11 protein-coding genes are annotated in these 12,397 nt (G+C 45.8%); 7 read left to right on the top strand and 4 right to left on the bottom strand.

Going from position 1 to position 12,397, the window contains the following annotated elements:
* Positions 1–299: 299 nt before the first annotated feature.
* Positions 300–1,016, bottom strand: a complete 717-nt coding sequence (locus tag O9332_RS25500) for a lysophospholipid acyltransferase family protein (protein WP_288027872.1) — start codon at positions 1,014–1,016, stop codon at positions 300–302.
* Between the two features lie 155 nt (positions 1,017–1,171).
* Here O9332_RS25500 and metG point away from each other — a divergent pair, with 155 nt between their 5' ends.
* Entirely contained in the window at positions 1,172–2,785 is a 1,614-nt protein-coding gene (gene metG / locus O9332_RS25495; RefSeq protein WP_288027870.1) for a methionine--tRNA ligase, read from the top strand.
* A gap of 100 nt (positions 2,786–2,885) precedes the next feature.
* Positions 2,886–3,491 (top strand): LabA-like NYN domain-containing protein, encoded by a 606-nt coding sequence (locus tag O9332_RS25490; protein WP_002739868.1) that lies wholly within the window; start codon positions 2,886–2,888, stop codon positions 3,489–3,491.
* Positions 3,492–3,887: 396 nt separating this feature from the next.
* Here O9332_RS25490 and O9332_RS25485 read toward each other — a convergent pair whose 3' ends face one another.
* From O9332_RS25485 to O9332_RS25475, 3 genes are all read right to left on the bottom strand, one after another.
* Entirely contained in the window at positions 3,888–5,084 is a 1,197-nt protein-coding gene (locus O9332_RS25485; RefSeq protein WP_002758828.1) for a DNA double-strand break repair nuclease NurA, read from the bottom strand.
* A gap of 99 nt (positions 5,085–5,183) precedes the next feature.
* The gene (locus O9332_RS25480) at positions 5,184–6,350 is read right to left on the bottom strand and encodes a HigA family addiction module antitoxin (protein ID WP_002758829.1); all 1,167 of its coding nucleotides are present in this window, start codon (positions 6,348–6,350) and stop codon (positions 5,184–5,186) included.
* Entirely contained in the window at positions 6,343–6,678 is a 336-nt protein-coding gene (locus O9332_RS25475) for a type II toxin-antitoxin system RelE/ParE family toxin (RefSeq protein ID WP_002758830.1), read from the bottom strand. The genes O9332_RS25480 and O9332_RS25475 overlap by 8 nt, the downstream gene beginning before the upstream one ends.
* Before the next feature lie 422 nt (positions 6,679–7,100).
* Here O9332_RS25475 and rpsL point away from each other — a divergent pair, with 422 nt between their 5' ends.
* The 5 genes from rpsL (at position 7,101) to rpsJ (ending at position 12,118) form a co-directional block, all read left to right on the top strand.
* Complete coding sequence (gene rpsL, locus O9332_RS25470) at positions 7,101–7,484, top strand: 30S ribosomal protein S12 (RefSeq protein WP_002740176.1); 384 nt, start codon at positions 7,101–7,103, stop codon at positions 7,482–7,484.
* A 155-nt stretch (positions 7,485–7,639) separates the two neighbouring features.
* Positions 7,640–8,110, top strand: a complete 471-nt coding sequence (rpsG, locus tag O9332_RS25465) for a 30S ribosomal protein S7 (RefSeq protein ID WP_002739653.1) — start codon at positions 7,640–7,642, stop codon at positions 8,108–8,110.
* A gap of 142 nt (positions 8,111–8,252) precedes the next feature.
* A complete protein-coding gene (gene fusA, locus O9332_RS25460; protein ID WP_288027867.1) occupies positions 8,253–10,328 on the top strand; it encodes an elongation factor G in 2,076 nt (691 codons plus the stop codon).
* 152 nt (positions 10,329–10,480) lie between these two features.
* On the top strand, positions 10,481–11,710 hold the full coding sequence (gene tuf / locus O9332_RS25455; protein WP_288027866.1) for an elongation factor Tu: 1,230 nt from the start codon (positions 10,481–10,483) through the stop codon (positions 11,708–11,710).
* Positions 11,711–11,800: 90 nt separating this feature from the next.
* The gene (gene rpsJ / locus O9332_RS25450) at positions 11,801–12,118 is read left to right on the top strand and encodes a 30S ribosomal protein S10 (protein ID WP_002740287.1); all 318 of its coding nucleotides are present in this window, start codon (positions 11,801–11,803) and stop codon (positions 12,116–12,118) included.
* The last annotated feature ends 279 nt before the right edge of the window (positions 12,119–12,397 follow it).

The following is a 12,397-nucleotide window of genomic DNA, read 5'->3' as shown; positions in this document are numbered from 1 at the left end:
GACTTTCAAAAACCTTGCATTATCCTTCTTGTAGTACATCGCTTGGTACACAAAACAAGGGCAACAAAGCCTGAAACGACTGGCTACTGACGACCGGCTACTGACTCCTACCCCCAGGAAAAACTTTTTCAGCAGACCCTATTTATTCTCCGTTTTGCCTTTTGCATGAGTAGAAAACGGGTTTCTCGGAGAAACCCGTTTTCTGTGCGTTACTCAACGGATTTAGTATGATAACTGATTCAAGGCTGCCTCCTGTCTCCTGTCTCCTGTCTCCTGTCTCCTGCCTCCTGTCTCCTGACTTAGCCTTTCAGCAATAAATCGCTAATTTCCGACTGACAATGACCAATTAAACGATTAATCGCTTTTTTTCCTTGTTTACCTTGATAATCTGAGCGATCGCTTTCAGTAATTCCATAGGGACGACCGATCGCCACCTTGACACGATGATAAAAGACAACGGGATGCCAACCGTCTTGATCGAATAAAGGTTCCGTGGTATCTAACCAGCGCAGCAAACGCACGGGAAAAGGACTAATAACAGTTTCCGACTCGGAGAGAATAGCCACAGGTAAGACCGATAGATTCTCCACGGGACAACGCAGGGCTAAATGGGCAAATCCGCTTTGAAAAGGGCTAATTTGACGAGGAGCAGTCAAATTTAACATCGGCGATCCACCTTCTGGAAATAAACCGATCCATCGTCCGGACTGTAAAAAATCCGTTGCTTGCCGAAAAAAAGTCCGGTGGCGTTTTTCAGGGGTATCAAAGGGAAAACAGCCCAATTCTCCGATTAATTCCCGCAAAAGCGGCGTTTTTCCCATGTAGTGATGACAGGCGATCGGGAGAGTTTTGCCCAAAGCTTGAATTAAGATCGGCGCGTCCAAAAAGCTACGATGGTTACTTACCACGATCGCCACTCCTTGGCTGGGTAGATTTTCTTGACCGACGGTAAACAGACTCGTGCGCGTGGTATCAAGAATTAAACGAGAGGTGGATAGGGGGGTAAGCAGCTTCATGGAAAAAAAAAATCGGCCTTAAGATTGTTTTTATTGACTTAGATCACAACTAAAGGATAAAACAGAATTAGAGGATCATAAAATATAGGGATTATGTCCCAATCATCTACGGATCAGCCTCGGGGCAGCCTCGTCTATTTAAAAAAATAAATTTCATGAATGATTTGAATGAGCGAAAAACATTTGCTTTGACAACACCTCTTTATTATGTCAACGATATCCCTCACATCGGTAGTGCCTACACAACGATCGTAGCGGATGTTATGGCACGATGGCAGCGGTTACAGGGCAATTTTGTCCTCCTGATTACAGGAACCGACGAACACGGACAGAAAATCGAACGGACTGCGGCAGCCAAAGGACTCGCTCCCCAGGAACACTGCGATCGCATTGCCACCAGTTTTGCCCATCTCTGGGCAAAGCTACACATCCAGTATGATCGCTTTAGTCGCACCACTGCCCCCCGTCATCAGGCAATTGTTAACGAATTTTTTGAAAGAGTCTGGGAAAAGGGCGATATCTATCTCGATCGCCAACAGGGTTGGTATTGCGTCGCCTGTGAAGAATTTAAGGAAAAAAGAGAACTGTTAGATAATGGCTGTTGTCCCATTCATACTAATCTGGCCGCCGAATGGCGCGACGAGGAAAACTATTTTTTCCGTCTCTCTAAGTATCAGACACAACTAGAACAACTTTACCGAGAACAACCCGATTTTATTCAACCGGAAAGCCGACGTAATGAGGTTCTCAACTTCGTCAACCAGGGACTACAGGACTTCTCCATTTCTAGGGTTAATGTGGCTTGGGGGTTTCCCATTCCCCACGATGGTCAGCATACCATCTACGTTTGGTTTGATGCCCTTCTTGGCTATGTTACCGCCCTTCTCGACCCCGAAGACGAACCCACCCTAGAAAATGCCTTGGCCAAATGGTGGCCGATCGATCTGCATCTGATCGGTAAAGATATATTAAGATTCCATGCCATTTATTGGCCGGCTATGCTAATGTCGGCGGGTTTACCCTTGCCCAAAAGAGTGTTCGGCCATGGCTTTTTGACCAAAGACGGGCGGAAAATGGGCAAAAGTCTCGGTAATACCCTCGATCCCTTCGATTTGGTTGAGCGCTATGGGGCCGATGCCGTCCGTTACTATTTCGTCAAAGAGATTGAATTAGGACAGGATGGCGATTTTCAGGAAACCAGATTTGTTAATATTCTTAACGCGGATTTAGCCAACGATTTAGGCAACCTCCTCAATCGCACCCTAGGCATGGTTAAAAAATACTGCCAAAATATCCCTCCCCAGTTGACTGGCGTAGATATCCCCAACGATAATCGTCTTAAGAATATGGGGATCAATCTAGGGGTCATTGTTGAACAGAAGTATGATGCGCTACAATTTAATCAAGCCTGTGAGGAAATATTGGCGTTAATTCGCGCTAGTAACAAGTTTATCGATGAGAGTGCGCCCTGGAGTTTATTTAAACAGAAACAACAAGCAGCGGTAGAACAAGTCCTCTACGCAGTTTTGGAATCAGTAAGACTCTCTGCCTACCTACTCTCACCGATAATACCGACCTTGAGCAGTAAAATTTATCAACAACTAGGTTTTGTTATTGATTTTAATACTTTCAGGTCGGAGGATGGGGAAAACTCCCCTGATGGTGTCTCTTTTTCCCAACACTGTCAATGGGGATTACCCACAAATCCACAACTAGGAACACCTGAACCGATCTTTTCTAAACTAGAACTGCCGTTAAACGATTCCTAAAGGAATTTTTTGATAACTCTATTTTTTAAGGTCTGTTGTCCTTTGGGATACAACTGGCAAACACCCAACACTAAACTTTTAACAAACGAGGAAAAATAAAATGTTTGATGATTATGACACGGCCCCAGTCTTCACCCCCGAACAAGTGCTAGAAAATCGCGGTCGTGTGGCGATTTTCATTGATGGTTCTAATTTATTTTATGCGGCCCTGCAATTAGGTATCGAAATTGACTACACCAAATTACTTTGCCGTTTAACTGCTGGTTCTCGTCTCTTGCGCGCCTTCTTTTATACTGGAGTTGATCGCACTAACGAAAAACAGCAGGGATTTCTCCTCTGGATGCGTCGCAACGGTTATCGAGTCATCGCTAAAGATCTAGTACAATTACCCGATGGTTCCAAAAAAGCCAATCTTGACGTGGAAATTGCCGTGGATTTAATGGCGCTAGTGGGTTCCTATGATACCGCAGTCATTGTCAGTGGTGATGGGGATTTGGCCTATGCTGCCGATTCTGTCAGTTACCGTGGTGCGCGGGTGGAAGTGGTTAGTTTGCGATCGATGACCAGTGATAGTTTAATTAATGTAGCCGATCGCTATGTTGATCTAGATCAAATCAAAGAAGAAATTCAGAAAACCAGCAAACATCACGTTGGTTATAATAATTTCCCCGTCAGCGTCTTAGACCAAGATCGTAGCAGTCGCTAGAAAAATTCGGCAAAAATCAAGTTTAAGGTGGGTAATTCCCACCTTTATCAGTTATCAGTGATCAGTTATCAGTGACCAGTTATCAGTTATCAGTTATCAGTTATCAGTTATCAGTGATCAGTTATCAGTTATCAGTTATCAGTGACCAGTTATCAGTTATCAGTTATCAGTTATCAGTGACCAGTTAAGTAGGTAGGCACAATTATTTGTAGGATGGGTTAGCGGTAGCGTAACCCATGCGGGCGTTGGGTTTCATGCTTCAACCCAACCTACGTTCATTTTATATTTAATTCCACCCACCTACTTATCAGTTATCAGTGACCAGTTATCAGTTAGCAGTTATCAGTTAGCAGTTAGCAGTTATCAGTGACCACTCCCCATCTGCTGCCTCCTCAATTAAGCGATACTACTGCGCTTTCTCGCTTCCTTATAAGATGTTCCCACATCCTGTAAACCGACTTTAATCATTTGTTGTTCCAAAAGAGCAAAAAAACGCAAGCGATCGCCACCTTTAATCACTGCTAAATTGTGCGCTTCCGCTAAGGCGATCGGATAACCATAACCTTTTAACACCTGGGCCAGTAAAATACTCAAAGAGCGATCGAGTAATTCTCGCTCCTCCACCACCCAAGCAGGAACCTCTACCCTAGCGATTTCCGTCCCCACATGGAGATAACAGAAGTAAATGCGATGTTCATCCCCATAAAGATCGAGTATTTTCAAAGAACTGCGCCAAAAAGGACTTCTTTGCCCCGGTTCCAATAAATAACCCCAGAGAGAAGCATCCCGGAGAGGATCGACAACGCGACAAGGGGTTTTTTCTGGGTCTAAATCACCGCAATTGATCAAGCAATTGGGAGTATCATGGGGACAAGATTGTAAACGCAGGAAATTTAAGCCTTCCGTGCTACGAGAAGCACTAATATAACCCATAAGCGGGATTCTAGCTGATTTTAAATCGTCCCAAGACTGAAAAATCGGTGGCAAAATTAAATCTTTTGCTTCCGGGGGGAGACTATCGATAAACCAATAGATCAAAGAACCATCCACGAGGGCTAAATTTGGTTCATAATGGGCCCCAGGGGGTTTTACCCAACGAGTAGCCATTTCTGCTAACATTTGGCTTTCTAATACCGTCCGACGATAACTCATCCACTCATCCACGCGAATACCCCACTGTTTAGAAATGTAGAGGTCTTCTGATTTGTAATAGACTTCGGGAATGCTATCGAGGAGAGGGTGCAAATTTTGACCATAGTGCAACATAATCCTACCGATATTAATTAGATAACAGTAGGCGATTTCGTGGTGAGAAGGGGCAATTTGGGAACCATCCGTGGCAAAAACGCTATGACTTTCGGGAGCGGGAAGGATAGTAACGCGGGTGTCGAGAGGTTCGATCGGTAGTGCAACGGAGAAAATTAGGCGATCGTGCCAGTTATGATAGAGTTCTAGCAGTTTTTCCTGTTGCTGTTGAGCCTGTTCTAAAAGAATTTTAGCCCGTTGCACTCGCTCGCGACTAGCTGCCACTTCCTGTTGAAAATGTTGACTGATTCCTGGCATTTTTGCCGCTAATTTCGCAAGATCGAGCATAACTATCCTCTACCTGACTTTTTTTGATGTTATCGCAATTTCCTGTCTCTAATGCTAAATTTGTCAATTATTGCCAAATTTATCCTTAGTAATCTCCGCTTACAGCAGTTTTCTTAATGGTGAGATAGGAAGTTTTCCTTTTGGGGAGTCGCTCGTCAATACCAAAAAGGAATTCTGCGTATTTAGACAATATTTCTCCTTAAGATCATTATAGTTTTGATAAGAAGTAATTTGCTCATGTTGCATTCTACCAACAATAATACCAGGGTGTATTCCTAGTTGTTCGGCAAATTGATTAATAGCTTTTCTATTCAGAGAATTATTGGCGATAAATCTCTGCCAATCTCTGGGATCAATTAAGAAATTAGCCGCAAAAACATCCGCCTCTTTTTCTTTAATTGTATCTTGAATATCTTGCCCCTCTAAAAATAAAGTTCGTTTCCCATGTAATAAAATATGACCAGCTTCATGAAAAAAAGAAAACCAAAAATGATCATTTGTTTTGTATCGATCGCTCAATTGAATTAAAGCTCTGTGAGAATCTAACCAACGGGTAGCACCGTGTACCCTTGTTTTCGGAAGTTCAGGGACAAAGGCTAAGGCAACCCCCGCTGCCGCACAAAGCTCGATCATTTGCGGTTGAAATACCTCGATAGACTTAATAGTTAACGAACGAATTTGTCGCAAGGCATCTCTGAATTTCAACTCGTTGTAATCAGCACAATTAATTTTCGATGCTTCTATTTCTCCTTGACGTAACCATGCTGTTATTGCCCCTCGATCGCTATCAAATGCTTGAGACTTTCTAAAATCAATCGATAAATTTCTCCCCCAAATCTCCTCCCATTGCTCAGGGGAGACAACGGCAAAAAATTTCAAGCTCTCTCGTAATTGCTCTATTTTATCCTCATCAAACTTGAGCCAGCCTAATTCAGTCATCTGCCGATAAGGAATTTGTTTTAACCAGCCTAAATAACCTTTTAATCTTTGATTCTCATTTTTTCTCGCTAAATATTCCCGATAAAGTCTTTCGCGCTCTATCCAGAAACTGGCGGGAGTTCCTAACACTAACTCTATCTGTAAGGCGGTATCGATAGTAATCTCCGCTTTACCTTTTATGATCTCATTGATAGTCTTTTTTGGTCTGCCCATGCGTTGGGCGAGTTCCGATTGAGACATATTTCTTTCTTCTAGGATTTCGGCAAGGGTTTCTCCCGGTGGAGAAATAAAATCCGGTGCATATCTGTTCTCAATAGTATTAGTCATGGGTGTCATCTATGCCAATAATTACGACTGCGGTTACTTTCTTCCAATCAATTCCCCCGTCTGCTTTTTGAGGAATCGGTATATTAGCTGGCTCAAAAATTAGTCTGAGGGGATGAACTAAATCTAAAGATAGTTGTCCAGCACGGTTATATAACAATTCGTGGCAACGTCCCGGCAGCGATCGCATTTCCTCCAGGACAATAACTGCTTTTAAGTCGTCGAGTCTTTGCCTGATTTTCTTAGCCATCTTCTCTCCATACTGTTTTTTCAGTAGTCTTTGGCTATTGCATTCGTTCTCAAATTTTTTTTCCTTAAATACAATATCCATTGTAGATGACCCTTGTAATATTGTTAACCTCAAAGGTTAACAATATTTTATGGCAGCACACCTAGGTTGCATCCAGTACAAACGCTCTAAATATATCGTTAAGAGCTAATACTCTAGACACCAGTTCTGAAAATGAGGTTAGCTAGAGACAGCTTTTCAGACATTGGCCGATTAATCAGGTGATAATTATCGCTAAAATTGCATCATCAAGCCAAAACAACGAAGCTGTAATTTTATCGCCTAATAACGCCCGAATTGAGTGCCGCCGCCGCCCAAGAAAAAGACAATCTCTAACATCTAAACCGGAGAAAAGCACAATAAGCGACTTGACAACAAGAGCGACAATTTGCTATAATGACCTTTTGTCAACGATTTGACCTTCGGTAATAGGAGTTCAGAGTAACCTTAGATACAGCCCTATCATGCCCACCATTCAGCAATTAATACGCGACGAAAGATCCAAAGCGAAAAGAAAAACCAAATCTCCCGCCCTCAAACAATGCCCCCAACGTCGGGGAGTTTGTACAAGAGTATATACCACCACACCCAAAAAACCCAACTCAGCCCTACGGAAAGTGGCTAGGGTACGTTTGACCTCTGGATTTGAGGTGACAGCCTACATCCCGGGCATCGGTCATAACCTGCAAGAACACTCGGTCGTCCTGATTCGGGGCGGTCGGGTCAAAGATCTACCCGGAGTCAGATATCACATCATTCGCGGCACCCTCGATGCCACTGGGGTGAAAAACCGTCAAAAGGCTCGGTCTAAGTACGGAACCAAACGCCCCAAACCCGCCGCTAAATAAACAGGGAATTGATTAACCAAAAAAATACTCCCACCGAGTCGGTCAAAGTTAACCCAAGAGACTGAAAACTCGCAGGAGAGGGTTTGAGATGGGCTGTAATCATCCGACTGTCAAGCAAAAGTTAAAGTTAACCTAGAAAATTCAGGAATAATCCGATGTCTCGCCGTAAAAACGTCAAAAAACGTCCTATTCCCCCCGATCCCGTTTACAATAGCTGTTTAGTCAGCATGACCATCCGCCGGATCATGCGATCGGGCAAAAAATCCCTAGCCGCTAACATCGTTTACGATGCCCTGAAAACCGTCGGCGAACGTACCGGTCAAGAACCCCTAGAAGTATTTGAAAAAGCCGTTAAAAACGCCACTCCCCTAGTGGAAGTGAAAGCCCGCCGGGTCGGTGGAGCCACCTATCAAGTACCGATGGAAGTACGCACCAACCGCGGTAGTACATTAGCACTACGCTGGTTAGTCCATTATGCCAGAACCAGAGGCGGCAAAACCATGGCAGGTAAACTGGCCAACGAGATCATGGATGCGGCCAATGAAACCGGCGGCACGATCAAAAAACGGGAAGAAACCCACCGGATGGCGGAGGCAAACAAAGCCTTTGCCCACTATCGTTACTAAAAAGATACTTTAAAGATACTTTAAGGGCGGTGGACTACACCGCTGCCGCCAAAAAACTGTCAAGAAAAGTATAGAATTGTAAATAGTGTAAAAAATCCTAGAACAAAATCCCATCACTGGCAAGCAAAGCAAGGAGGTTGCTGTGGCACGGACTATCCCGCTAGAGAGAGTGCGAAACATCGGAATCGCCGCTCATATAGACGCGGGCAAAACAACGACAACAGAAAGAATCCTGTTCTACACGGGAGTCGCTCATAAACTGGGCGAAGTCCACGACGGAACGGCAATTACCGACTGGATGGAACAGGAACGGGAGCGAGGAATCACCATCACCGCCGCCGCCATCAGTACCAGTTGGCAAGATCATCGCATCAACATCATTGACACCCCCGGCCACGTCGATTTCACCATTGAAGTGGAACGTTCCATGCGGGTACTCGATGGAGTGGTAGCGGTTTTCTGCTCTGTTGGTGGTGTACAACCCCAATCAGAAACCGTCTGGAGACAAGCCGATCGGTACAAAGTACCCCGGATTGCCTTTGTCAACAAAATGGACAGAACGGGGGCGAACTTCTTCAAAGTTTACGAACAATTAAGAGATCGCCTCAGAACTAACGCCGTTCCCATCCAAATGCCGATCGGCGCGGAAAGCGAACTGAGCGGGATCGTTGATCTCGTCAAGATGCGCGCCTATATATATAAGGACGATCTAGGGAAAGACATAGAAGAAACCGACATTCCCGAAGACTTATTGAAAAAGGCCGAAGAATTCCGCGTGCAGCTGGTGGAGGCTGTAGCGGAAGCTGATGAAGAACTCCTAGAAAAATATCTAGAAGGTGAAGAACTCACCGAAGCCGAAATCAAACGCGGTCTCAGAGAAGGGACGATTGCTGGTACAATTGTTCCCGTCCTCTGCGGCTCGGCTTTCAAAAACAAAGGGGTACAACTGCTCCTCGATGCCGTCGTCGATTACCTACCCTCACCCTCGGAAGTAGCCGCCGTTAAAGGGATTCTTCCCGATGGCAGCGAGGCAATCCGGGAGGCTAAGGACGATGCGCCCTTCTCGGCCCTCGCCTTCAAAATCATGGCCGATCCCTTCGGTCGTTTAACCTTCCTACGGGTCTATTCCGGTGTACTAGCTAAAGGCAGCTACGCCTACAACTCCACCAAAGGAACCAAAGAACGGATCGCTCGCCTGATCATCCTCAAATCCAACGAACGGATCGAAGTGGATGAACTGCGCGCCGGTGATCTAGGAGCGGCGATCGGACTGAAAAACACCATTACCGGGGATACCCTCTGTGATGATAAGAACCCGATTATCCTAGAATCCCTCTTTATCCCCGAACCGGTTATCTCCGTGGCGGTGGAACCGAAAACCAAACAGGACATCGAGAAACTCAGCAAAGCTCTGCAAGCTCTCTCCGATGAAGATCCCACCTTCCGGGTCAAAGTTGATCCCGAAACCAATCAAACGGTGATCGCCGGGATGGGAGAACTGCACCTGGAAATCCTGGTCGATCGAATGCTGCGGGAGTACAAAGTCGAAGCAACCGTGGGCGCTCCCCAAGTTGCCTATCGGGAAACCGTCCGCAAACCCGTGCGGGCCGAGGGTAAATTTATCCGTCAAAGTGGTGGTAAAGGACAGTACGGCCACGTCGTCATCGAACTGGAACCGGGTGAACCGGGATCCGGCTTTGTCTTCGTCTCTAAAATTGTCGGTGGTGCTATCCCCAAAGAATACATCAACCCGTCAGAACAAGGGATGAAAGAAGCTTGCGAATCGGGGATTGTAGCGGGTTATCCCGTCATCGACCTGAAAGCAACCCTTGTAGATGGTTCTTTCCACGATGTGGACTCCTCCGAGATGGCCTTTAAGATTGCCGGTTCCATGGCGATCAAAGAAGCGGTGATGAAAGCTTCTCCCGTTCTCCTAGAACCGATGATGAAGGTCGAGGTGGAAGTACCCGAAGACTTCATCGGTAACGTCATCGGTGATCTTAACTCCCGTCGGGGACAAATCGAAGGTCAAGAAACCGAGACCGGCATCGCCAAAGTCTCCGCTAAAGTTCCCCTAGCGGAAATGTTTGGTTACGCCACTGATATTCGCTCCAAAACCCAAGGACGGGGCATCTTCACCATGGAATTTAGCCATTACGAAGAAGTCCCCCGCAACGTGGCCGAGACGATTATCACCAAAAGTAAAGGGAATGGCTAATCAGTGAGCAGTGAGCAGTGAGCAGTGAGAATAAACCGATCATTTAAATTCGAGCGGTCAACCCTAACAACTGCTAACTTAAAACTGATCTCTGGTGACTGATTACTATTCACCCACCTGAAGAAGAAAAAAAACAAAGGAACAGAAAGTAAATGGCACGCGCTAAATTTGAACGGACGAAACCCCACGTTAACATCGGCACGATCGGTCACGTTGACCACGGCAAAACTACCCTCACCGCCGCTATCACTATGACCCTAGCGGCTCTGGGTAATGCCCAAGCTAAAAAATACGATGAAATCGATGCCGCTCCCGAAGAAAAAGCCCGCGGGATCACCATCAACACCGCTCACGTTGAGTACGAAACCGCCAGTCGCCACTATGCACACGTTGACTGCCCCGGCCACGCGGACTATGTAAAAAACATGATCACCGGTGCGGCACAGATGGACGGTGGTATTCTCGTGGTCTCGGCCGCCGATGGCCCGATGCCCCAAACCCGGGAACATATCCTGCTGGCTCGTCAGGTGGGTGTACCTAACCTCGTGGTCTTCCTCAACAAAAAAGATATGGTGGACGACGAGGAGTTACTGGAACTCGTAGAACTGGAAGTACGCGAACTTCTCACCAATTACGACTTCGCTGGCGACGATATCCCCATTATTGCCGGTTCTGCGAAAGAAGCCCTCGACTACATGACCAAAAACCCTAAGGCCCAAAAAGGCGATAACGAGTGGGTGGACGCAATTTATGAATTAATGGAAGCGGTAGATAGCTATATCCCCACCCCCGAACGGGATATCGATAAACCCTTCCTGATGGCGGTAGAAGACGTATTCTCGATTACTGGTCGGGGGACGGTGGCTACCGGTCGGATCGAACGCGGTATTGTGAAAGTGGGTGATAACGTGGAATTGGTGGGGATCAGAGATACCCGCGCCACCACCGTTACTGGGATCGAAATGTTCAAGAAAAGTCTCGACCAAGGGATGGCTGGTGACAACGCTGGTATCCTCCTGCGTGGTATCCAAAAAACCGACATCGAGCGCGGCATGGTGATCGCTAAACCGGGTACAATCAAACCCCACACCCAGTTTGAAGGTGAGGTATATGTGTTAAGTAAAGAAGAGGGTGGTCGTCACACTCCTTTCTTTAAAAACTATCGTCCTCAGTTCTATGTACGCACAACCGACGTAACTGGTACTATCCAAGACTACACCGCCGATGATGGCAGCACTGTAGAAATGGTCATGCCGGGAGACCGGATCAAAATGACCGTGGAACTGATCAACCCGATCGCTATTGAACAGGGTATGCGCTTCGCTATTCGCGAAGGTGGTCGCACCATCGGTTCCGGCGTTATCTCGAAAATTATCAAGTAGGCTAATCTACTAATTAACGGGGCAGTGAATTTAAAAGCTGCTCCGTTACTGTCTTTATTTTGTACCTTGACAATTGCAATAGGTGAAATTATGGCTACGCTACAACAACAGAAAATTCGCATTCGTTTGAAAGCTTTTGACCAGCGCTTACTTGACACTTCCTGCGAGAAGATTGTCGATACTGCCAATAGAACTAACGCCACAGCGATCGGACCGATCCCCCTACCGACCAAAAGAAAGATTTATTGTGTCCTGCGTTCCCCTCACGTTGACAAGGACTCCCGTGAACATTTTGAAACCCGCACCCATCGCCGCATTATTGATATTTACCAACCCTCTTCTAAGACAATCGATGCTTTGATGAAATTAGATTTACCCGCAGGGGTTGATATTGAAGTTAAATTGTAAAAAATGCCAAAAAGATGTTATCGCTAACATCTTTTTTTCTTAGAGACTGTTTGTTATGGTGCTTCTCGTCTAGTTTTTGTGGACGAGAATCGCTATTGATACGCCAGCAGCCCATCAAGGTGGCGGTTGCTCTTTAAATAGGGTTGGCTGAATAAATCTAAAAACCTTGTTGGATAAGACTTTTAGACTTTTTTGACCTCAAAAAGTGCCAGCCATTGGAGGGATCGGGGCGAAAATTCCTGGACTTTTTCCCTGAAAATTAGGTAATTGACCGTCTGA

The sequence above is a fragment of the Microcystis sp. LE19-10.1B genome, assembly GCF_027530565.1.
Classification (GTDB): domain Bacteria; phylum Cyanobacteriota; class Cyanobacteriia; order Cyanobacteriales; family Microcystaceae; genus Microcystis; species Microcystis aeruginosa.
This window is presented reverse-complemented; position numbering and strand designations above follow the sequence as displayed.